General features: G+C 70.2%; 23 protein-coding genes. 13 read left to right on the forward strand and 10 right to left on the reverse strand.

Features of this window, described 5'->3' with window-relative positions:
- The 3 genes from IH54_RS0130635 to IH54_RS42060 all read right to left on the reverse strand — a co-directional run.
- A partial coding sequence (locus tag IH54_RS0130635) for a WYL domain-containing protein (protein ID WP_031523102.1) occupies positions 1 to 397 on the reverse strand: 397 nt, incomplete at its 3' end.
- 164 nt (positions 398 to 561) lie between these two features.
- Complete coding sequence (locus IH54_RS0130640; RefSeq protein WP_052398055.1) at positions 562 to 870, reverse strand: hypothetical protein; 309 nt, start codon at positions 868 to 870, stop codon at positions 562 to 564.
- Between the two features lie 11 nt (positions 871 to 881).
- Complete coding sequence (locus IH54_RS42060) at positions 882 to 1,304, reverse strand: hypothetical protein (protein ID WP_031523106.1); 423 nt, start codon at positions 1,302 to 1,304, stop codon at positions 882 to 884.
- 121 nt (positions 1,305 to 1,425) lie between these two features.
- On the opposite strand from IH54_RS42060, the gene IH54_RS0130650 reads away from it, so the two are divergent.
- Positions 1,426 to 1,632 (forward strand): hypothetical protein, encoded by a 207-nt coding sequence (locus tag IH54_RS0130650; RefSeq protein ID WP_031523108.1) that lies wholly within the window; start codon positions 1,426 to 1,428, stop codon positions 1,630 to 1,632.
- A 3-nt stretch (positions 1,633 to 1,635) separates the two neighbouring features.
- Positions 1,636 to 1,977 carry a hypothetical protein gene (locus tag IH54_RS0130655; protein ID WP_031523110.1) on the forward strand — a complete coding sequence of 114 codons (342 nt, stop codon included), beginning with the start codon at positions 1,636 to 1,638 and terminating at the stop codon, positions 1,975 to 1,977.
- A gap of 115 nt (positions 1,978 to 2,092) precedes the next feature.
- On the opposite strand, the gene IH54_RS0130660 is transcribed toward IH54_RS0130655, so the two are convergent.
- From IH54_RS0130660 to IH54_RS0130670, 3 genes are read right to left on the reverse strand one after another with little or no spacing between them, the layout of a single operon-like run.
- Complete coding sequence (locus IH54_RS0130660; RefSeq protein WP_031523112.1) at positions 2,093 to 2,485, reverse strand: hypothetical protein; 393 nt, start codon at positions 2,483 to 2,485, stop codon at positions 2,093 to 2,095.
- 53 nt (positions 2,486 to 2,538) lie between these two features.
- Complete coding sequence (locus tag IH54_RS0130665) at positions 2,539 to 2,844, reverse strand: hypothetical protein (protein ID WP_159012177.1); 306 nt, start codon at positions 2,842 to 2,844, stop codon at positions 2,539 to 2,541.
- 50 nt (positions 2,845 to 2,894) lie between these two features.
- Positions 2,895 to 3,074, reverse strand: a complete 180-nt coding sequence (locus tag IH54_RS0130670) for a hypothetical protein (RefSeq protein WP_159012180.1) — start codon at positions 3,072 to 3,074, stop codon at positions 2,895 to 2,897.
- A 122-nt stretch (positions 3,075 to 3,196) separates the two neighbouring features.
- Between IH54_RS0130670 and IH54_RS0130675 the strand changes: the two genes are divergently transcribed.
- The 4 genes from IH54_RS0130675 (at position 3,197) to IH54_RS0130695 (ending at position 5,411) form a co-directional block, all read left to right on the forward strand.
- Complete coding sequence (locus IH54_RS0130675; RefSeq protein ID WP_031523118.1) at positions 3,197 to 3,445, forward strand: hypothetical protein; 249 nt, start codon at positions 3,197 to 3,199, stop codon at positions 3,443 to 3,445.
- A 22-nt stretch (positions 3,446 to 3,467) separates the two neighbouring features.
- A complete protein-coding gene (locus IH54_RS0130680; RefSeq protein WP_052398056.1) occupies positions 3,468 to 3,917 on the forward strand; it encodes a DUF6879 family protein in 450 nt (149 codons plus the stop codon).
- 16 nt (positions 3,918 to 3,933) lie between these two features.
- Positions 3,934 to 4,782 carry a helix-turn-helix domain-containing protein gene (locus tag IH54_RS0130685; protein ID WP_031523123.1) on the forward strand — a complete coding sequence of 283 codons (849 nt, stop codon included), beginning with the start codon at positions 3,934 to 3,936 and terminating at the stop codon, positions 4,780 to 4,782.
- 332 nt (positions 4,783 to 5,114) lie between these two features.
- Complete coding sequence (locus tag IH54_RS0130695; RefSeq protein ID WP_031523125.1) at positions 5,115 to 5,411, forward strand: hypothetical protein; 297 nt, start codon at positions 5,115 to 5,117, stop codon at positions 5,409 to 5,411.
- Positions 5,412 to 6,050: 639 nt separating this feature from the next.
- Here IH54_RS0130695 and IH54_RS0130705 read toward each other — a convergent pair.
- The gene (locus tag IH54_RS0130705; protein WP_052398059.1) at positions 6,051 to 6,287 is read right to left on the reverse strand and encodes a helix-turn-helix domain-containing protein; all 237 of its coding nucleotides are present in this window, start codon (positions 6,285 to 6,287) and stop codon (positions 6,051 to 6,053) included.
- A 902-nt stretch (positions 6,288 to 7,189) separates the two neighbouring features.
- Between IH54_RS0130705 and IH54_RS45835 the strand changes: the two genes are divergently transcribed.
- Together IH54_RS45835 and IH54_RS0130715 are read left to right on the forward strand one after the other, a co-directional pair.
- Positions 7,190 to 7,336, forward strand: a complete 147-nt coding sequence (locus IH54_RS45835) for a hypothetical protein (RefSeq protein ID WP_159012182.1) — start codon at positions 7,190 to 7,192, stop codon at positions 7,334 to 7,336.
- A gap of 87 nt (positions 7,337 to 7,423) precedes the next feature.
- Complete coding sequence (locus tag IH54_RS0130715) at positions 7,424 to 7,807, forward strand: NUDIX hydrolase (protein WP_031523131.1); 384 nt, start codon at positions 7,424 to 7,426, stop codon at positions 7,805 to 7,807.
- A gap of 6 nt (positions 7,808 to 7,813) precedes the next feature.
- Here IH54_RS0130715 and IH54_RS0130720 read toward each other — a convergent pair whose 3' ends face one another.
- Positions 7,814 to 8,314: a winged helix-turn-helix transcriptional regulator gene (locus IH54_RS0130720; protein ID WP_078862650.1), complete on the reverse strand. Its 501-nt coding sequence runs from the start codon at positions 8,312 to 8,314 to the stop codon at positions 7,814 to 7,816.
- Positions 8,315 to 8,428: 114 nt separating this feature from the next.
- Here IH54_RS0130720 and IH54_RS0130725 point away from each other — a divergent pair, with 114 nt between their 5' ends.
- Positions 8,429 to 9,055: an NADPH-dependent F420 reductase gene (locus tag IH54_RS0130725; RefSeq protein ID WP_031523135.1), complete on the forward strand. Its 627-nt coding sequence runs from the start codon at positions 8,429 to 8,431 to the stop codon at positions 9,053 to 9,055.
- Between the two features lie 262 nt (positions 9,056 to 9,317).
- Here IH54_RS0130725 and IH54_RS0130730 read toward each other — a convergent pair whose 3' ends face one another.
- Positions 9,318 to 12,254: a glycoside hydrolase family 48 protein gene (locus IH54_RS0130730; RefSeq protein WP_031523137.1), complete on the reverse strand. Its 2,937-nt coding sequence runs from the start codon at positions 12,252 to 12,254 to the stop codon at positions 9,318 to 9,320.
- Positions 12,255 to 12,599: 345 nt separating this feature from the next.
- On the opposite strand from IH54_RS0130730, the gene IH54_RS0130735 reads away from it, so the two are divergent.
- Together IH54_RS0130735 and IH54_RS47985 are read left to right on the forward strand one after the other, a co-directional pair.
- The gene (locus tag IH54_RS0130735; RefSeq protein ID WP_031523139.1) at positions 12,600 to 14,156 is read left to right on the forward strand and encodes a cellulose binding domain-containing protein; all 1,557 of its coding nucleotides are present in this window, start codon (positions 12,600 to 12,602) and stop codon (positions 14,154 to 14,156) included.
- Positions 14,157 to 14,503: 347 nt separating this feature from the next.
- Positions 14,504 to 16,324 carry a discoidin domain-containing protein gene (locus tag IH54_RS47985; protein WP_078862651.1) on the forward strand — a complete coding sequence of 607 codons (1,821 nt, stop codon included), beginning with the start codon at positions 14,504 to 14,506 and terminating at the stop codon, positions 16,322 to 16,324.
- A gap of 246 nt (positions 16,325 to 16,570) precedes the next feature.
- Here IH54_RS47985 and IH54_RS0130745 read toward each other — a convergent pair whose 3' ends face one another.
- Complete coding sequence (locus IH54_RS0130745; protein ID WP_031523144.1) at positions 16,571 to 17,593, reverse strand: LacI family DNA-binding transcriptional regulator; 1,023 nt, start codon at positions 17,591 to 17,593, stop codon at positions 16,571 to 16,573.
- Between the two features lie 306 nt (positions 17,594 to 17,899).
- Between IH54_RS0130745 and IH54_RS0130750 the strand changes: the two genes are divergently transcribed.
- Both IH54_RS0130750 and IH54_RS0130755 read left to right on the forward strand, forming a co-directional pair.
- Complete coding sequence (locus tag IH54_RS0130750; protein WP_031523146.1) at positions 17,900 to 19,249, forward strand: ABC transporter substrate-binding protein; 1,350 nt, start codon at positions 17,900 to 17,902, stop codon at positions 19,247 to 19,249.
- 163 nt (positions 19,250 to 19,412) lie between these two features.
- A complete protein-coding gene (locus IH54_RS0130755) occupies positions 19,413 to 20,414 on the forward strand; it encodes a carbohydrate ABC transporter permease (protein ID WP_031523148.1) in 1,002 nt (333 codons plus the stop codon).
- Position 20,415 lies beyond the last annotated feature (1 nt).

The following is a 20,415-nucleotide window of genomic DNA, read 5'->3' on the forward strand; positions in this document are numbered from 1 at the left end:
GTCTCGTGGGCTCGGAGATGTGTATAAGAGACAGGTGCAGCACCGTCGCCTCGTCGCGGCCGAGTTCCAGCGCGACCAGGGCGGCGGGGGTGGTCGGGACGGGGGCGACGGCGGGCGTCTCGGTGGTGGGGAGGGCCACGACATACGCGGTCCTGTGGGTGGTGTAGGAGACGATCCGGTCGAGCCGCCAGGTGCGCATCTCGCCGGTGGTGCGGTCGGCGGCACGGAGTATGACGTGGCCCTGCTTGGTGGTGCGGATGTCGTGGATCTCGATGGTGCGGATCGTCTCGGTGCCGTCTGCCTTGGTGTAGGTGATGGTGACGGGGTGGTGGCGGTCGGCGGCGCGGAGCATGGCGGCGAGGGTGGCCTGTGCGGTCTGGTTCTTGGTGAGCTTCACTGCGACCCCCTGGCCGTGCGCGGTTTCTGTATTACGAGAATGCACCCCCGCGGCCGCGCTGTCAATACCGCAGAGCAGATCGATGCGGGTTTCTGTAATACGCAGGCGCGACAAAGCCCCCACCCGAGGTGTCAGGTGGGGGCTCAACCGGTCCGGCCGGCCCGTCAGCGGGTGTCGGCGGCCGGCGTGCCGTAGCCCTCGTGGTGGTGGTCGGTCAGGCACTCGCGGCAGTACGGGCGTCGGCAGATGCGGCACGCCGTCTCGGCGAGGTAGCCGCAGCGACCCGCGCACGCCTCGGCGTCGGGCGTCTTCGCGACATACGCCGCCTTGGTGCGCCACCTGGCCCCGCACTCCCCGCAGCGAACCTGCGAGTAGTCCGAGGGCGTTCGGCGGCCGCCGTTGAAGGCGCTGTAGTTGGCCTTCCTGACTTCCACTCGCCACGCGGGACGGTGGTCGCGGTTCGTGCAAGCCATGACCAGGCTCCTCACTTCGCGTCGCAGCGCGGGCAGAAGGTGTGGAGGTGGGCGTACTTGCTGGCCTCCAGCTCCGTGCGGGTCTGGAGACGGGGACCCTCCGTCTGAGACAGCGGACGGGCATACCAGCGGATGCCCCGGTTGCACTTCGCCCGGTAGTCGGCGCTCCCGTCCGCCGGGCCGTCGCCCTGGAACTTGTGCAGGAGCATGCTGGCGGCCGCGCTACCCCACTCCTCCGGCTCCGGCTCCACGTCGACCATGACCAGGAGGACGTGGCGGCCGTCCTTGTAGGCGATGTCGTGGCGCCCGTGCTGCGAGGACATCGTCTTGACCTGGCGCCTGCCCTCCATCATCGCCGTGTTGGCCTCGGCAAGGGCCTCGCGGACGGTCACGCGGGTGGTGACGCCGTTCTCGGTGCGCTCGTAGACCTTCATGGTCGTCTCCCTGCTCGCCGCTCGTTTCTGTAATACAAGAATGCTCGCACCAAGGCGTGCTTGTCAAGTCCCGAGCGCAGATGGGACCCTGTTCCTGTAATACAGACCCCAGGGAGACGCCATGGCCCGCCCCGCCACCGGCCAGACGCCGGTCAAGACCTTCCGACCACCCGCGCCTCTATGGGCCGAGGTCAAGACCATCGCCGACGCCGAAGGACGAGCCGCCTCCGAGCTGGTCATTGAGGCACTGCACGACCTCGTGAAGAAGAAGCACCGCGAACGCCCGGCGAAACCCGCCCCCGCCGCACCCGCCGGAGAGGAGGATTAAGGCATGACGGACACCCCCGAAGACTCGCCGGCGCCGAGACGCTGGCACCTCCGTGTGCCTCTCGCCTTAGCCATCGTCGCCGCGGCCGTGGTTGGCGTTGCTGCCTACACCATTGGACACAGCCAAGGCGCCAGCGGGGACGATCGGCCGGCCTCCTCGTCGCGCTGCGCGAAGGCCCAGGCCGCCCTCACCCGGCAGAACGCAACAACCGACGCCAGCCCTTCGGACACGGACGCGCTCCGGACGACCGCGAACCTGGTCCTGGAAAACCAGGACTGCTTCGACCCCCAGGTGGTCGCGGCCGTGCAGACGTACGTGGACAAGCTGAATGCGGGTAGCGGCTGAGTCGTCCTGGTCTACGCCGAATGTCGTATGGCCCACCCGCCCCCGGCGGCGCAGTCTTGCCCCACCCCCCGAGGCGCCCCGCCGCATCTCCCCTCCGCGGCGGGGCGCCGTCACGTCACGGCTCCGGCTGGCAGGCGGTGCACGCGGTGGTGTCCTGGAACCCCAGCAGGCCGCGGGCCTGCTCGGCGCTCTCGACGGGGGTGACGCGGAGGGTGCTGGTCTCTGCGCGGGGGATGGTCCAGCAGCCGGCGCGGTGGAGTTCGGCGCGGACGGGCTGGTCGGGTGGGAGTTTCGGCGCGACGATCACGTACTGGACGTCCGGGCCGGTGGCGGTTTCGCGCGGCACGCTGCTGTAGTCCTCGCCGGGGATCTGCTGCAGGGCCGTGGCGGGGGCGTAGAGGGTGACCTCTGCCCACCACCGGCCGTCCGGCCCCTGTCTCCACCGCTGCAGGCGGGCGGGCGCGTCACCGGGGAGGTGGACGCGGACACGGGGCGACTGATCGGACATACGTTCGATACTAGGCGCGGGGCTCGGTCCGGGCACCTGGGGGTGCGCTGCGGCTACACCTCCGGGGCGTCGCGGGCCGCGGTCCGAATCGCAACCTCGTTGTCGTACGTGGACACGATTCCGGACTCCCGCATGACCCGGGCCCGCTCCTCGGCCGCCTCGACCGCGGCCTGGTGGAGACGCGCGTACGTCGACTCCTCATCCGCTGCCCACGGCCGGACGACCAGGACCCCGGGCTTCAGCTCGACGCGGGGGTCGGCGTCGCGGGCGGCCTGCACGGTCTTGCGGTGGTCCTCTACGGCCTGCCATGCGGCGTTCACGGCGCGCTGAGCTGCGGCAACGGTCTCGGGGATGTCCATGCGCCGGAGCATACGGCCCGGCTCGGACACACGTGCGCCTGGGCGCGCGGCTACCCGGGTACGGGCCCGCGGTACCGCCAGACCAGCGGGTCGCCGTCCTCGTCGGGCTCGTACGCGGCCCGGTCTTCCCAGCCGTCGACGACCTGGTACACGCCGCCGCGCACGTCCTCGTCGGCCCAGTCGGTCACGTCCAACTCTGCGCCGTCCAGCGGACCATCCACGTACCTCACCAGCCGCACCACGCGGCACCCTCCACTCTTATCGCGCAAGTCTGCGCAAGTTTGTGGTACCACCCCGTGACTTAGTGCACACTCGACCACACCGCTCGTCACCCACCACCATGGAGGGCACCATGACGCTGCACAAACTCGGCAAGGACCCGGAGAGCCCGGAGGGGAAATCCGCGACCGTCTACCTGGACGACGAGACCAACCACTACATTCTGCAAGGTCGAAAGGTCACAGACCCCGCGCGTCTGGCCCAGATGGACGTCCCGGACTACGAGACCGTCATCGAGTTCCCGCGCCGCATGATGCAGTTCTTCCCGGAGGTAAAAGACCGTGCCGGCACCGACGATCGAGGACCGTCTACGGCGCAGTAAGCGCTCTGCCGTCCACCTCGAAATGCGCGACGGCTACATGCGGTCGGACCCCCGGTTCATCGCCTGGCAGACCGGTGCTCAGGAAGCGGCGGACACCAGCCACCGACCTTGGCTCGACCTCATCTCCGAGGTCACAGCAGCAGGGGTCGCCGTCCGCAGGGTACGCATCATCTCCGAACCCGCCAGCGACTACATCCGCTGGGAGCATTCCCTCACGGATGCCAACGTTGACGCTGGTGAACACGTCCGGTGGCTACCTCGACGACAGGCGTCTGACCTTCTCCTGCCGGGCAACGACTACTGGCTGTTCGACGACGAGGTCGCCCTGTTCCTCCACTTCGACGGGGACGGCGAGTTGGCGCCAGACGACGAGGAAGAAGTCACCGACCCGGGTGTCGTGGACTCCTGCGCCGCGGCGTTCGAGGCCGCTTGGGTCCGTGGGGTAGCTCACGCCGATTACCACCTGCTGTAGCGACGGCAGAACGTCCGTGTCCTCGCCAGCTTCGAACGTCCAGCAGGCACGGCAAGCGCTTGGCCAGCGCCTACGCGAGATCCGCAAGGATGCCGGGATCACTGCGAGGGAGCTGGCCAAGCGCGCCGGCTGGCACGAGTCGAAGTGTTCCCGGCTGGAGCATGGCCGTACGCCTCCTTCCGACGCGGACATCCGCGCGTGGACTGCGCACTGCGGGGCGGTGGGACAGGCCCCGGACTTGATCGCCACAGCTCGCGGGATCGACGGCCAGTACGTCGAGTGGCGGCGTATGGAGCGATCCGGGTTGAAGCGGGTTCAGGAGTCCGTGCAGCCGTTGTTCGATCGCACCCAGACGTTCCGCGCCTACCAGTCCTGGGTTGTGCCAGGCCTGCTGCAAACAGCCGCGTACACGCAGGCAGTGCTGCGGACCATCGCCGAACTGCGGGACGTTCGGGACGACATCGACGCTGCCGTGGCGGTGCGGATGGAACGTCAACGCATCCTGCACACCGGCCGACATCGGTTCGCGATGCTGGTCGAGGAGTGGGTCCTGAGGACCGTCATTGGCGACGCCGAGATCATGGCGGGGCAGCTGGGGCATCTGATCGCGGTTGCGTCTCTACCCTCGGTGAGCCTGGGTGTGATTCCCATGGGCACGCCGCGTGGGGCTGGCTGGCCTACGGAGTCGTTCACCATGTACGACGATGCCCAGGTCGCGGTCGAGTTGGTGTCGGCGCATTTGACGGTTACCCAGCCACGCGAGATCGCTGAGTATGCGCGGGCGTTCGCGGAGCTTGCCGGTATCGCTGCTTACGGGGCGCGGGCAAGGTCGCTCATCACGTCTGCCATTGATGCTCTCGGGTGACGCCGTGCAAGTTCGTGCACGTTCGTAGAAGCCAGCGGTGCCCTCTCCCTACGGTCGAAGTGGACAGCAGAATGCCCCGCGGCCGCGCCACGGCCCGGGGTGTGGCCACGCCGGAAGGGGCGCGACATGGGGACACTATCGTCCCATCAGACCGCTACGCCACAGAATGTGCGCCCTGCACAGGTATCCACCGAATGTGCGGGCGCCGAGACCCTCGGCGAGCCCGAGCTGCACCACCGGTGCGCCGGCAACACCGTGGTCCGCGTGCCCCGGGTGACGACGCCGGTGCTGACGTACGTCTGCGGCTGCTCCTGCCACCCCGCGGCCACGCGGTGACCGCCCGGCCGTACACGGTGCGGGAGTACCTGCACGCGCCCCTCGCGCCCGGCCGGCGCACTGCGCACCTCGGTGAGCTGACCGTGTTGGTCTCGGCCCGGCCCCTGGAGGCCACGGTTGCCGACCTCCGCACCGCGCTGCGGGCCGGGATCGACATCGAGGCGCATCGGCGCCTGCACATCCTGATCAGCCACCTGTACCACCGGCACGGGGCGACGATCCCCGAGACCCGGAGACTCCGCGCTGAGGTGGGCCGTGCGCTCGCCCGGCGCGGCACCACCACCCATGTGTGAGAGGAGGTCCACCATGTCTTGTCCGACCGAGGGCTGCCGTAAGGGCGGCTGCACCACCGGCCCGGCGCCGACACCGGCCGGCCGTCCGCGGTGAGCGGCGCCCCACTGATAGGGCGGCGTGACGCCCCACCCGAACTACCGCCCACCACAACGTCCGCGCCGCGCCGTTGCGACCACTGCGGGCGCATCACCACCGCGTGGATGGTGTGGGACCGCCACGCCGACCACGGCAAGGTCGAGATCGTCTGGTGTCAGGACATGCGCTCGTGCGGGGAGACCCGGCGGGCCAGCCAGCAGCCCCGCACGTGGCCTGCGCCCGCGGGGCGCCGTTGAGACCGGGCCCGGCGGTCGCCGACTTGCCGGGCCCCTTCGCCTGCGTGGCCCAGCTCCCCCGTGCCGGGCCGCGCAGGCACCCCACCCACCGATCGCTACGAGGAGACGAGCATGGACGACGAGCCCGCATCCGAGCCGGAGCCTGACGACCAGAACGACGAGCAGCAGACGGAGGAGACTCCCCTGGGCCTGCCGCCGTCACACAAGATTTTCATGTAGCTCGGCGAACGCACTTCACTCGTTCGAGTGACGGATGCATAGTTGCCCCGGTTGATTGGTAGGCGACAACCTGAACCCTGTCCAGGCTCACTCCCGTACCAGGTAGCTCAGCGCTACGCCCAACGCATCGGCGATCATCAGCAGATGGTCGAGCCGCGGAGATGTCACCCCCGTCTCGATCCTGACGATGGTGACCCGGTCCAGATCCGCCCGCTCAGCCAGACGCTCCTGCGTCAGCTCGGCCCCTTCGCGGGCTTGGCGGATCTGCACCCCGATCGCCCGGCGGCGCGCGAGCACCTGCGCGGGGATGGGGTCGGTCGGCACCCGATCAACGCTCTGGGCAACAAGATCAAAAGTCTGTAGCGTCAACGCCACACTTCACGGTGTGCCCCTAGTCGGCCGCCGGCGGTACTGCCCCCCAGGCGTGCCGTCGGCGGTCTCTGCTTTGCGGGCAGGGGCGTTTCTACTCAGGTACTGCGGGGGCTGGGTGACCGTCGGTCAGGCCTGTTCCCATGGGAACGGATCCGGGGTGTGAGCGTCGCCGAAGTACACTCAGCGTCAATGGGCGTCAATGAACTGGTGGGGTTTGTCCGGGTTTTCGGAATCACCGCAGGTCACAATGTGGATTCCAAGCGGGTTCGAGTCCCGTCACTCACCCCACCGAGGCCCCGGCCCGCGCAAGCGGTCCGGGGCTTCGACATACCGGGCGCCTGCACGTATACGCTGCCGCCCCGGATACCCCTCCCCGCCCGGACAGCGCGTGACCTCCGGGCCGGCGGAGAAGGGCCGGAAAACGCTCCCGCGGGTGGCACGGTCCAGAGGAAGGCGCTAAGGGCGGTGCCGGAAGCGGGCCGTGCGCCCGCGCGCGCATTACATGCGCCCACGCCGGGATCCGGGCGCCCGGCCGGTCCGCCGGGACGGCGTCGCGGGCGGATTCCGCGGCCTCCACCGCTGCGGTGCAGATGTCGCCGGGCAGCGCGGTGGCCAGGTCGTCGCGGGTGCGGAAGCAGCTGCGGATCGCGTCGGCCGTCATTCCCACGTCGCGGGCGATGGCCCGCGGCGAGATGGCGTCGGGGCCGCCGTCGGCCATGAGCCTGAGCGCGACCGCCTCGATCTCGGCGGTGGTCCGGGCGCGCATCCGCTCCCGCCGGCTCGCGGGCTCCGATTCCCGCCCCCGGTCCTGTCCCTGCGTCGGTCACGTGCTGTGTCGGTCTGCACACCGCCGGGTGGACGGCCGCAGCCTCGGCGCCGTGATCGGCGTCCACCACGACCGGGCGCTGTTCACCTGGCAGCTGGGCACCGTGGCCATGGGTTACGACGTGGCCGAGTTCGGCGGGGACCGCATCCGCGGCGTCGTGGGGTTCTTCGCATGAGCGGCCCGAGGCCCTGACGCCCCATACTCCCCGGCAACGTACGGTCGGGGGGCACGGCGACGGAGGCGGCGAGAAGAGGGTGCGGCGGTGCTGATCGACACGGTGGCGTGGGTGCGGACCGAGGGCGGGCGGGTGCTGTGTGCGCGGCCGCGGGGGAAGGGGGTCTTCTACGTCCCGGGCGGCAAGCGGGAGGGGGCGGAGAGCGACCTGGAGACGCTCGTGCGGGAGATCCGGGAGGAGCTGGACGTCGTGCTCGATCCGGGGACGGCCGCGCACACCGGGACGTACGAGGCGGGCGTGGACGGCGGCCTCGTACGGATGGCCTGCTACACCGCGGACTACCGGGGGGAGCTGACGCCCAGCAGCGAGATCGAGGAGATCGCCTGGTTCGGCTACGCCCACCGGGAACTCGTCCCGCCCGTCGACCAGTTGCTCTTCGACGACCTCAGGGACGCCGGGCTGCTGGTCTGAGCCCGCTCAGCCCGCGGCGGACTCCTGGGCGGCCAGCAGGTCGTCGGCGTGGGCCAGCGTCCAGGCGGCCAGGGCGTGCAGGGGGCCGTCGACGAAGGTCACGCCGAGCGGGGTGAGGGCGTAGTCGACGTGGGGCGGGGCCGCGGGGTGGGCCTGGCGGGCGACCAGGCCGTTCCCCTGGAGGCGGCGCAGGGTCTCCGTCAGCGCCTTGTCGCTCGCGCCGCCCAGCCACGCCAGCAGGTCGCGGCGGCGGCGCGGTCCCGGGCGCAGGCCGGCCAGCACCACCGCGTCCCAGGTGTGCGCCAGCAGGTCGGTCGCCGCCCGCAGCCCGCAGTCCGCCAGGAACGGCGGCCCCGGCGGGAGCGGCGGCGGCGCGCTCTCGGGGCACGAGCCGGCCGGGCCGTTCACCGAAGGCTCCCGCTCCACCGCCCCCGCCGGGCCGTTCACCGAAGGGGCCCGCACCTCGGGCCCCGCCGCCCCCGCCGGGTCCTTCGTCGCACGTGTCATCCCCCTATCGTGCCGCAGCCGTTCCCTACCGGGCGGTGCGTATCGGCCCGCCTACCGTCCTGCTGACAGATCAGGGCAGGGGCGGGTCAGGAACCGTCAGAGGGGAGCAGGGCCATGCGGATCGGCATTCTGGGCACGGGCACGCTCGCGGTCGCGCTGGGCGCGGCGTGGGGGCGCGCAGGGCACGAGGTACGGGTCGGGGGGCGGTCGCGGGAGCGGGCCGCGGGAGCGGCGGCGGCGATGGGCGGCGCGGCGGCCGCCGTTGAGCCCCGGGAGGCGGTCGACGGAGCGGACGCGGTGCTCGTCGCCGTCGCCTGGGAGGGGCTCGCGGACATCCTCGGGCTCGCGGGCGCGGCGGACGGGACGCTGGCCGGCACGCCGCTGATCGACCCCACCAACGCGGTCGCGCACGGCGTCGGCGAACTCCTCACCGGCGACGGGCGCTCCGCCGCCGAGCGCATCGCGGACCTCGCGCCGGGCGCTCACGTCGTCAAGGGCTTCCACCTCTTCGCCTCCGACCAGTGGAGCGGCGGGCGCGAGCCGGTCACCGTGGCCCTGGCCGGGGACGACGCCGGGGCGCTCGCCGCGGCCTCGAAGCTGGTGGAGGACGCGGGCGGGCGGCCCGCCGTGCTCGGGCCGCTGCGCCGGGCCCGGCAGCTGGAGGAGGTGGCCGGATTCGTCATCGGCCTGGTCTTCGCGGGCGTCGACCCGTCCTCCGCGGTGCCGAGCGTCCCGGCGTAGGGCTCCCCGCGCGGGTCCCCGCACGGCGCCGGCCGCACGCACGCCGCCGGGAGCACTCCCCGTGCGTTCCCGGCGGCGTGAAAACGTAAGAGCGTAAAGGCCTGAAAGCGTCAGGCCGTGAGGCCGACACCGCGGCCCCGCACCCTCCCAGTGCCCAGGGAGGTGCGGGGCCGCGGCCGGGGTCCCGGAGGGAGCGGGGCGGCCGGGCAACTGTCAGGAAACCCGGGTCATCTCCCGCCCCGGCTCCCACCGGGGGTTCGGATCACGCGCCGAAGAGCAGACCGTAGGCTCCCATCGCCATCGCGATGTCGGCCTGGGCCCAGAAGCGGTGATAGGTGAAGACGGGCGCGGCGCCACCGTTGAGGTAGGCCTGCACCTTGGACCAGTTCGGGTCGTTCTTGTAGAAGGACCGCAGCTCGATGAAGGTCGAGTTGGAGTCGATCTTGTCGCCGTTGGGCATCGTGCCGGAGAAGCTGGACGGCACGTAGACCGGGTCGTCGAACCGGTTGTAGTCGGTCCGGGTCTCCGGGGTCGCGATGCCCAGCGGGTCCTGGTAGTTGGTCCACATGCCGTCGAGCAGCTGCTTGGCCATGGTCTTGGCGGCCGTGCTGCCGGACTTGGCGGCGTAGTAGGACAGCGTCTTGGCGTAGGCCGCCGTGACGCCCAGGTCGGTGCCGTAGGCCGAGACCGTCACGTGCAGACCGGCGTTGCTGCCCGGGCTGGACGCGTTCCAGGTGTCCGGCTGACCGGACCACTGGAGGTCGGACGGGATCTTGAAGGTGCCGTCCGCGTTGATCGTGGTCTGGGACATGGCCCAGGTGACCCACTTGTCGAGGATCTTCTTGGCCTTGGCGTCACCGGTCTGCTGGTAGTACTCCGCGACCCGCTCCATCGACCAGGCCTGCATGCCGAACCACTGGTTCGACGGCGGGTCGTGGTAAACGGGCTCCCAGTCGTACGCCATCCCGTAGAAGGTGGGCGTGCCGGCCGGGGGCTGGGCGTAGGCGCCGTCCCAGCTGTTGGTGGCGCCACCGGCGATGGCGCCCTCGGAGGACTGGAGCCACTGGTAGAACTCGAGCTGCCGGCTGAGGCTGGTGGTCCAGTCCTGCTTGCCGGTCGCGGACTTCGGGGCCATGGCCGCGTCGGTGGTCAGCGCGTAGGCCGCCAGCGGGTTCTGGTAGCCGAAGTGCGAGGCGCCGTCACCGATGCGCCAGGACCAGCCGCCGCCGGAGCCGGAGGAGCCGCCCCAGGCGTAGTACCAGGACAGCAGGTAGTGCTCGCTGTCCTTGCCGGTGCCGGCCGCGCAGGTGCTCGGGTTGGTGCAGTTGCCGATCTTCTTGAAGTACTTGTCGAAGAACGAGTACCGCAGGTAGTCGCCCATCTTGCCGGCCTTGGCGACGGTCGCCGAGACGTCCGCCTTCTTGCCCTGCGCGGTGGCCCACTGGTCCGCCCAGTAGGCGGCCTGGATCGCACGCGCGTCGGCGTCGGGGGCGTCGGTGTACTTCCACTGCTGCGCGTAGTTCGAGTCACCCGTGAAGAGGTCCAGGTAACCGTTCTTGCCGCCGTACTTGAACGCGTCGCAGGTCGGCTGCGGGATGGTCTCCCACACCGACTCCTGCGCACCGCGCTGGAAGGTGTTGATGTACGACGGGCCCTTCGCGGTCGGGCCGAGCTCGCAGCCGCCACCGGGCGTGTCACCGTAGCCGTAGATGTTGTCCACATCCTCCAGCCAGTGCATGCCGTAGATGTCGTCCGAGCCGTAGGCCGACTTCAGCTCACCCGCGATCGGGTCCACACCGACCTTGATGCTGCTGTCGAGCTGCGACGGGTAGTCGCTCGGCAGCGGGTGCTCGGGCGCGTAGGTGGCCGGCGAGCTGGGGTTGTACGAACTGCCGGACGGCTGGTCCGCGTGCGTGGGGATCATGTACTTCTCCATGGTGCCCCAGGCCGCGTTGAACTTGCTCCAGTCACCGCTGACCTGCCCGTACATGGCCTGCAGCCAGATCATGTACGAGTACGCCTCGGACGTGGTCTCGTGACCGTAGTCCGGGGCCTCGGCCATGAGCGTCTCGACCGAGTGGTACGGGATGCCGTCGGTCGAGAAGTAGCCGCTCGACGGGTCGGTGATCTTGGTGTAGAGCGACAGGAAGCGCGCCGCGTAGTCACCGGTCGCGGCGATCTCGCTGACCGAGACCGTCGCGGTGCTGTACCCGGTGGCGGTGGCCGAGAAGGTGGCCGAGCCGCTGCCGGAGGCGTCCGCGGCGACGGTCACGTTCTGCGCGGTCGACCAGTTGCTCGGGGTGAAGGTCAGGCTCGCCCCGGACTGGACGCTCAGCCCGCTGTTGCCCGCGGTCCGCGCGACGGCGACCGTCACGTTGGACGCCGGGGCACCGGAGAGCTTCAGGCCGAACGTGCCGGTCTTGCCCTGCTGGACGGACAGCGTCGTGGGCGAGGCCACGATCGCCGGGCCGCTCGCGACGTGCACGCCCACCGGGGTCGACTCGGCGGACGCGCCCAGGCTGTCGTACGCCTTGGCGTAGACCGAGTAGTCACCGGCCGGGACGCTCGCCCAGTCGAACGTGTACGGCGAGGTGGTGTCGGTGCCCAGCAGCGTGGTGTTGTTGTAGAACTCCACCTTGGTGATCGTCGCGCTGTCCGCGGCGACCGCGGTCGCGGCCAGCGGGATCGTGGCGCCCGCGCTGTAGGTGGCACCGGCCGACGGGCTGGTGAGCACCGGCAGCGGCGGCTGGTGCGCGCCACCGCACACCGTGCCGTTGACGCTGAAGGACGTCGGCGCGGTGTTGGTGCCGCTGTAGTTGAAGTTGGCGCTGGTGGTGACGTTCGCGTTGGCGGCGATCGTCCCGTTCCAGTCGAGCGACTTCACGGTGACGGCCTTGCCGGACTGCGACCAGGTGCCGTTCCAGCCGCTCTGCAGCGTCTGGTTGCCGGTGTAGGAGTACGTCAGCGTCCAGCCGCTGATCGCGGAGCTGCCCAGGTTGGTGATCTTGGCGTTGGCGGTGAAGCCGGAGCCCCAGTCCTGGGTGGTGTAGTCGACGCTGCACGACAGGCCCGCGGCGTGCGCGGAACCGCCCGCGGCCACCGTCATACCGAGCGGCAGGGCGAGCGCGGCGGCCAGGGCCGTCAGCAGCTTCGTGACGCGCCGTCCCGGCCTTCTCAGGATCGGTCTTCCTCTTGCCATGCGGGAGCTCTCCTCGCGCTGGGTTGTGGGGGGATGGGTGGTGCTTCTTGAGCTGTGAACCAGTGGGAGCGCTCCCACCATCAAGGCGTTGCCGAATACCTGTCAAGAGGTGAAGCACAAAGCCCTGCTGAGGGGCCTGCGATGTGCACTAGTCGGCGTGCGCGGCGCACGGCCGACCGATGGCCGGTATGTTCCCCCTACCCTCGGACGGCACTTGACGCTAGGGTCGTGCGCCGGACCAGTGGGAGCGCGTCCACTTCTTGTGACGTCCACCGGCGCCCGTGGCGGGGCACCGCGGACGACGCACGGCATTCCTCGATCCCCCCACCTCACGAGGAGTCGCTCATGCGACGACCCACGCGCACCGCGGCGCTCGCCGTCGCTGCCGTGAGCACGGCGGCGGCAGCCGCCGCCCTGCTCCCCACGCTCGGCGCAGCCGCGGCAGGAGCCGCACCGGCCTGCGCCGTGTCCTACTCGGTGACGAACCAGTGGGATTCGGGCTTCCAGGGCAACGTTGTCATCACCAACAATGCCGCCCCCACCACCAGCTGGACCCTCGGCTTCACCTTCCCCGGCGGCCAGAAGGTCACCCAGGGCTGGAACGCCGCCTGGACCCAGTCGGGCACCGCCGTGACCGCGGCCTCCGAGTCCTACAACGGCGTGATCGCCACCGGCGGCACCGTCAGCGCCGGCTTCCTCGGCAGCTGGTCGGGCAGCAACCCGGCGCCGGCGAGCTTCACCCTCAACGGCACCATCTGCAACGTGAACGGCGGCGGCAGCGCGACCCCGCCCACCACACCCCCCACCACGCCGCCGACCACTCCCCCGACGACGCCTCCGACCACGCCGCCCACGACGCCTCCGACCACGCCGCCCGGCGGCGACACGGCTCCGCCCAAGGTGCACGTGTCCGGCAACAAGCTGCTGGACTCGACCGGCAAGCAGGTCGTGCTGCACGGCGTGAACCGCTCCGGCACCGAATTCGCCTGCGCGCAGGGCAAGGGCATCTTCGACGGTCCGGTCGACGACGCCGCGATCGACGCCATCACCAGCTGGAAGGGCGTCACCGCGGTCCGCGTGCCGCTCAACGAGGACTGCTGGGAGGGCTTGAGCTACGTCCCCGCGGCCGACGGCGGCGCCAACTACGTTGCGGCGATCACCGGCTGGGTGAACCGGCTGGTCGCGCACGGCATCACGCCGATCGTCGAGCTGCACTGGACACACGGCCTCTACACCGGCAACTCGGCGGGCTGCACCGACGTCAACGCCACCTGCCAGAAGCCGATGCCGGACGCGCAGTACGCGATCCCGTTCTGGACCAGCGTGGCCAACACCTTCAAGTCGAACACGTCGATCGTCTTCGACCTGTTCAACGAGCCCTACCCGGACCGCGCGACGTCCACCACCGACCAGGCCTGGGCCTGCTGGAAGGACGGCGGCACCTGCCCCGGCATCAATTACGAGGTGGCGGGTATGCAGGACATGCTGGACGCCGTACGCGGCACCGGCGCGCAGAACGTCGTCCTGATGGGCGGCCTGGCCTACTCCAACGACCTGACCGGGTGGCTGGCGCACGAGCCGGCCGACCCGACGGGCAATCTGGCGGCGGCCGTGCACGTCTACAACTTCAACTCATGCGCGAACAGCTCCTGCTGGGAATCCCAGCTGGCGCCGGTCGCCGCAAAGGTGCCGCTGGTGGCCGGTGAGATCGGCGAGAACACCTGCGGGCACTCCTTCGTCGACAGCTTCATGAGCTGGCTGGACAGCCACCAGGTGGGCTACCTCGGATGGACGTGGAACACCTGGGACTGCTCGTCCGGTCCGTCGCTGATCTCCGGCTACGACGGCACCGCGACGGCGTACGGCCTCGGCCTGAAGAACCACCTGGCGTCACTGGGCTGACCCGGCGGCACCCCGAGAACGGGGGCGGTCCCGTGCATGGATGGCGTGCACGGGCCCGCCCCTCCCGCGTTCCCGGGGCCCGAAGGGGCGCCGGACAAAGCGCCGGACGGGCGGCCGGCGGCAGCGGACCGGCGCCCGGGCCGCCCCTGAACTGCGCCTGAACGCCAATTCCCTGACCGGGCGCATCCGTTCGAGTCTCGTACCCGTTGCAGGCGCCAACCGGCCATTATTGAACAACTTATTGACGCGCCCATGGGCTCCTTGTATACATCACCTCGCCGAGAGAGCGCTCTCATCCCGCTCTGCCGGCCTCCGGCACGGACCCCCCACCCGGTTGAGGAGAACACATGTCAGGCAGCACATCCCTGCTGGTGCGCAGGCCGGCGGGGCGCCGTCGCGGGCGCCAGCCGTATCTCGTACTGACCGCCCTGCTCGCCCTGCTGGCCGGGCTCGTCCTGGTGGTCGGCTCGCAGTCGCCGGCCCGCGCGGCGGGCACCCTGCTCTCGCAGGGCAGGCCGGCCACCGCGTCGTCGACCGAGAACGCCGGCACCCCGGCCTCCGCGGCCGTGGACGGCAACACCGGCACCCGCTGGTCCAGCGCGGCGGCCGACCCCCAGTGGCTCCAGGTGGACCTCGGCAGCAGCCAGGCCGTCAGCCAGGTGACGCTCAACTGGGAGGCGGCGTACGCCAAGGCGTTCACCGTCCAGACGTCCGCCGACGGCACGAACTGGACCACGGTCTACTCCACCACCACCGGTACCGGTGGCGTGCAGAACCTCGCCGTAAACGGTTCCGGCCGCTATGTCCGGATCAACGGCACCGTACGGGCCACGCAGTGGGGCTACTCGCTGTGGGAGTTCCAGGTCTACGGCGGTGGCGGCACCCAGCCCGGCGCCTGCACCACCACGAACGTCGCGCAGGGCAAGCCGGCCGCGGCGTCCTCCACCGAGAACGCCGGCACCCCGGCCTCCGCTGCGGTCGACGGCAACACCGGCACCCGCTGGTCGAGCGCCTTCAGCGACCCGCAGTGGCTGCGGGTCGACCTCGGCTCGTCGCAGCAGATCTGCGGCGTCGGGCTGAACTGGGAGGCGGCCTACGCGACCGCGTACCAGATCCAGGTCTCCGACGGCGCCGACGGCCCGTGGACGAACGTCTACTCCACGACCACCGCGACCGGCGGCGTGCAGAAGCCGGACGTGACCGGCACCGGCCGCTACGTCCGGGTCAACACCACCGCGCGGGCCACCGCGTACGGCGTGTCGCTCTGGGAGTTCCAGGTCTTCACCACCACCGGCGGCACGACCGACGGCGGCACCACGGGAGGCACCACCGGCGGCACGACCCCGCCCGACGACTTCTGGGGCACCACCGACGACATCCCGGCCGCGCACAACGTCATGGAGCTGAAGATCCTCAACCGGACCAACGGCGCCTACCCGGACAGCCAGGTCTACTGGAGCTTCAACGGCCAGGTGCACTCCATCGCCGAGCAGCCGTACTTCGACATGCCGGCGAACTCCTCGGGCCGGATGTACTTCTACGTGGGCTCGCCGAACAGCCAGTACAACGACTTCATCGAGTTCACGATCGGCCCGAACGTCTTCAACGGCAACACCACCCGGGTCGACGCCTGGGCGCTGCCGCTGGCCATCCGGCTGCACTCGCACGACGGCCAGGACATCCAGCTCGGCGACAGCCAGGACCTGTTCACCATGAGCCGCGACCAGGTCTTCCAGTCCTTCCAGAACGCGGTGCCGCAGCAGTTCAAGGTGCTCGCGCAGACCCAGGCGCCCTACCGGATCATCGCCCCGGGCAGCGACCCGAGCTTCCGTGCGGGCGGGGTGAACGCGAACTACTTCACCGCGTACGCCCAGTCGGTCGGCGTCAACGAGCCCACCTCGAACATCTTCGGCTGCGCCGGCTCCATGGGCGCCGACGCCGCCAAGTGCGCCGCGCTCAACCGGCACACCGCGACGCTGCCCGCCGACCAGCAGCAGGACCCGACCAAGTTCTACGGCGGCGACCCGGCCAACTGGTACGCCAAGTACTGGCACGACCACGGCATCAACCACCTCGCGTACGGCTTCCCGTACGACGACGTGGCCGGCCAGGCCGCGTACGCCTCGCAGCAGAACCCGCAGTGGATGGAGGTCGCGGTCGGCTTCTAGCCGGCCCCGCGCCCCGCGGCTGCCCAGGAGTTCCCCGGAATCCCCCCACATCCCCCCACAAGGCCGCCGGGGGCGGGGACGGTGCGCACGCCATGTGCACCGTCCCCGCCCCCGGCGGTCCGTCCCTCGCGGGCGGACGACGTCATGTGCCGGACACGGCCTGCGCGCCGCCCCACCGCCCCGCCGCCGGACGCCCCCCACGGCGTCCGGCGGCCGCCACGGCCTGACGTGCCGCACTCACGGCGGTCATACGGACTCCCGCTGCACCAGCTCCGTCGACAGCACGACGTGGCGGCGCACGGACTTGCGCTCGGCGATCTCCTCCAGCAGCACCCGGGCCATGGTGCGGCCCATCTCCTCGGTGGGCTGGCGGACGCTGGTGAGCGCCGGGTCCATGTGGCGGGCGATCGCGGAGTCCTCGAAGCCGACGAGCGCCACGTCCTCGGGCACCCGGCGGCCCGCCTCGCGCAGCACCGCCCGGGCGCCGGCCGCCATCACGTCGGAGGCGGCGAACACCCCGTCGATCTCCGGGCGGCGCACCAGCAGCTCGCGCATCGCGCGGCGGCCGCCCTCCTCGGTGAAGTCGCCGCGTGCGACGAGGGCGCTGTCGAAGCCGCCGGAGGCGGCCTCGACCGCCTGCCGGTAGCCGTCGAGGCGGCTGCGGGCCACGTACATGTCCGGCGGGCCGGTGATGGTGGCGACCTGGCGGCGGCCGCGGGCGATGAGGTGGGCGACCGCGGCGCGCGCGCCGCCGACGTTGTCGGCGTCGACGTAGGAGACCGACTCCAGGTCGCTGCGGCGGCCGTTGAGGACCGCCGGCATCTCCAGCTGCTCCAGCAGGTCCGGCAGCGGGTCGTCCTCGTGCACGGACACCAGCAGCACGCCGTCGACCCGGTGGGCGGCCAGGTACTGTGCGAACCTGGTGCGCTCCTTGGGCGTGCGGATCAGGGTGAGCAGCAGCTGCATGTCGGTGTCGGCCAACTCGGCGCCGATGCCGCGGATGATGTCGGAGAAGTAGGGCTCGGCGAACAGCCGGGTCTCCGGCTCCGGGATGACCAGGGCGATCGCGTCGGTGCGGTTGCCGGCCAGCGCGCGGGCCGCGCGGTTGGGCACGTACCCCAGCTCGGCGATGGCGGCCTCGACGGCGGCCTTGGCGCGGTCGCTGACTCTGGGTGATCCGTTGATCACCCGGGAGACCGTGCCCCGCCCGACACCGGCGCGCAGCGCCACCTCCTCAAGGGTGGGACGTCCGCTGTGCCGTCCGTTCATGGCCACTGCCGCCTCCTGTACTCATTTCGCGCCACCTTAGCGCCCGGTCCTTCCCCGCAGGAGCGACACCTGAGAGCGCTCCCACACTACAAGCCCCAGGCAGGGGCTTCCGTTCAAGAAGTAATCGCGAGTCAGCTCCGGACACGTTCCGGCAACGAAATGGACTTCACATCTTGACACTGACCCCTCCGAGGCGTGAATGTTCCGGAAAGCCTACGTGGGAGCGCTCCCACAGCGCCAACTTTCGTAACACCCCGGGGACCACGCACCACCAGCACGCTGACCCACCCTGACAAGGAGAGTGGAATGCGCACTTCCGGCAGAACCCGCAAGGCCGCCGTCATCGCGGTCGCGGGTCTCGCAGCCTGCGCGACCCTGATCACCGGCTGCAGCAGCGACAGTGACGGCGGCAGCAAGGACGACTCGAAGGGCGGCTCGTCCAACGAGAAGATCACGCTGCACGTCGGCGACTTCGGCTCGTTCGGCTACGACGACAAGAACGGCGCCGCTCTCTACGCCGAGTACCACAAGCTGCACCCGAACATCACGATCGTCGAGGACAACGTCTCCGACGGCCAGCAGTACTGGGACAAGCTCAAGCTGCACCTGACCCAGAACAGCGGCCTGTCCGACATCCAGGCGATCGAGGTCGGCTACATCGGTCTGGCGATCCAGCCGAACCTGGCGAACAAGTTCGTGGACTTCAAGACGGTCCAGGGCTTCGACGCCAACGCGTGGCTCCCCTACAAGGAGACGCAGGCCACCACCGGTGACGGCAAGGTCATCGGCGTGGGCACGGACGCCGGCCCGACGGCGATCTGCTACAACAAGGACGCCTTCGCCAAGGCGGGCCTGCCCACCGACCGCGACCAGCTCGCGGCGGCCTGGAACGGCGACTGGCAGAAGTTCATCGACCTGGGCAAGCAGTTCCAGAAGAACGCTCCCAAGGGCATGAAGTTCTCCGACTCCGGCAGCGGCCTGTTCAACGCGATCCTGGCCAGCCAGAAGGACCAGTACTCGGACGCCAACGGCAAGCTGATCTACGACAGCAGCCCGGGTGTCAAGACCGCCTGGGACCTGTCGACGGAGGCCGTGGAGGCCGGCATCACCGCCGGCTACCAGCAGCTGGACCCGCAGAACGCGTGGTCGGCCGCCTTCAAGACCGGCAAGTTCGCGACCGTGACCTGCCCGAGCTGGATGGTCGGCCTCGTGCAGACCAACTCCGGTGACGCAGGCAAGGGCAAGTGGGACGTCGCCACGCCGCCGCAGGTCGGCAACTGGGGCGGTTCCTTCCTGGCGGTGCCGAAGTCCGGCAAGCACGTCAAGGAGGCCACCGCGCTGGCCCAGTGGCTGACCGCGAAGGAGCAGGAGGTCAAGGTCTTCCAGAAGTTCGGGAACATCCCCTCGAACGTCGCGGCCCTTGACGACCCCGCGGTCCAGAGCCTCACGAACCCGTACTTCCCGGGCACCCCGATCGGCAAGATCTTCGCGGGGGCGGCCAAGACCATCACCCCGGCCCCGATCGGCCCGTGGGACGGCAACGTGAAGGACATCATCACCAAGAACGGCATCATGGACATGGAGAAGCGCGGCACGTCCAAGGACAAGGCGTGGCAGAACGTGGTCTCCCAGATCAAGGACAAGGTCGTTCAGTAACCCCCGGCGGGGCCGCCCGGCAGTGTCTCCCACCTGCCGGGCGGCCCGTCATACGGCCGGCTGCGAGTAGTGAAGCCATCCGGCCGAGGCCCCTACAAGTTCTGAACAACCCTCCCCCCTCCCCCGGTTCACCGCCCGCACCCCTACGGGAAGGACGCCACTCGTGGCCACCTCCGTCAGGGCGACGTCCGACGGCAGCCCGCCGTCTTCCAGGCCCGCCCCGCGCTCCACATCCCAGGACGGCAGCCGACCTCCCGGCTGGCGCGCCAGGCTCTACCGCATCGACACCAAGGCGTCGCCGTACGCCTACGTCGCCCCGTTCTTCATCGTCTTCGCCGCCTTCGGCCTGTTCCCGCTGATCTACACCGGCTGGCTCTCGCTGCACCAGGTCGAGCTGGGATCGCACGGATCGTGGGTCGGTTTCGACAACTACACCGCGCTGTGGGACAGCCCGTTCTTCTGGAAGGCGCTGCGCAACACCTTCACGCTCGCGGTGATCTCCACGGTGCCGCAGCTGCTGATGGCGCTCGGCATCGCGCACCTGCTCAACTACAAGATGCGCGGCCGCTCCTTCTTCCGGGTCGCGGTCCTGGCCCCGTACGCGACCTCGGTCGCCGCGGCCACGCTGGTCTTCGTCCAGATGTACAACCCCGACTACGGCATCGTGAACGAGGTGCTGGGCAAGGTCGGCTTCCCGCACATCGACTGGGAGTCGTCCAAGTGGCCCGCGCAGATCGCCATCTCGTCGATCGTGACCTGGCGCTGGACCGGCTACAACGCGCTGATCTACCTGGCCGCGATGCAGGCCGTCCCGTCCGACCTGTACGAGGCGGCGGCGCTCGACGGAGCCTCGCGCTGGCGGCAGTTCGTCAACGTCACGATCCCGTCGATCCGCCCGACGATCCTCTTCACGATCATCGTCTCCACCATCGGCGCGACCCAGCTGTTCGGTGAGCCGATGATGTACGGCGGTGGCGTCGGCATCACCGGCGGCACCGACCACCAGTACCAGACGCTCAGCCTCTACATGTACGACCAGGGCTGGAACGTCGGCGAGCTCGGCCGGGCCTCCGCCGTGGCCTGGGTCATGCTGCTGATCCTGCTGCTCATCGGTGCCGCCAACCTGCTGATCGCGCGCTCCAACCGCAAGAAGCTGGGGGGCTGAC

Source organism: Streptomyces sp. NRRL F-5123, assembly GCF_000721495.1.
Lineage (GTDB): Bacteria > Actinomycetota > Actinomycetes > Streptomycetales > Streptomycetaceae > Actinacidiphila.

Bases quoted from the DNA above. Each gene is read 5' to 3' on its own strand.
- IH54_RS0130720 (WP_078862650.1), bottom strand. From the start codon at position 8,314: ATGACACGTGCGACGAAGGACCCGGCGGGGGCGGCGGGGCCCGAGGTG.
- IH54_RS0130655 (WP_031523110.1), top strand. From the start codon at position 1,636: ATGACGGACACCCCCGAAGACTCGCCGGCGCCGAGACGCTGGCACCTC.
- IH54_RS0130680 (WP_052398056.1), top strand. From the start codon at position 3,468: ATGCGCGACGGCTACATGCGGTCGGACCCCCGGTTCATCGCCTGGCAG.
- IH54_RS0130640 (WP_052398055.1), bottom strand. From the start codon at position 870: ATGGCTTGCACGAACCGCGACCACCGTCCCGCGTGGCGAGTGGAAGTC.
- IH54_RS42060 (WP_031523106.1), bottom strand. From the start codon at position 1,304: ATGAAGGTCTACGAGCGCACCGAGAACGGCGTCACCACCCGCGTGACC.
- IH54_RS0130725 (WP_031523135.1), top strand. From the start codon at position 8,429: ATGCGGATCGGCATTCTGGGCACGGGCACGCTCGCGGTCGCGCTGGGC.
- IH54_RS0130735 (WP_031523139.1), top strand. From the start codon at position 12,600: ATGCGACGACCCACGCGCACCGCGGCGCTCGCCGTCGCTGCCGTGAGC.
- IH54_RS0130660 (WP_031523112.1), bottom strand. From the start codon at position 2,485: ATGTCCGATCAGTCGCCCCGTGTCCGCGTCCACCTCCCCGGTGACGCG.
- IH54_RS0130675 (WP_031523118.1), top strand. From the start codon at position 3,197: ATGACGCTGCACAAACTCGGCAAGGACCCGGAGAGCCCGGAGGGGAAA.
- IH54_RS0130650 (WP_031523108.1), top strand. From the start codon at position 1,426: ATGGCCCGCCCCGCCACCGGCCAGACGCCGGTCAAGACCTTCCGACCA.
- IH54_RS0130665 (WP_159012177.1), bottom strand. From the start codon at position 2,844: ATGGACATCCCCGAGACCGTTGCCGCAGCTCAGCGCGCCGTGAACGCC.
- IH54_RS0130750 (WP_031523146.1), top strand. From the start codon at position 17,900: ATGCGCACTTCCGGCAGAACCCGCAAGGCCGCCGTCATCGCGGTCGCG.
- IH54_RS0130730 (WP_031523137.1), bottom strand. From the start codon at position 12,254: ATGGCAAGAGGAAGACCGATCCTGAGAAGGCCGGGACGGCGCGTCACG.
- IH54_RS0130745 (WP_031523144.1), bottom strand. From the start codon at position 17,593: ATGAACGGACGGCACAGCGGACGTCCCACCCTTGAGGAGGTGGCGCTG.
- IH54_RS47985 (WP_078862651.1), top strand. From the start codon at position 14,504: ATGTCAGGCAGCACATCCCTGCTGGTGCGCAGGCCGGCGGGGCGCCGT.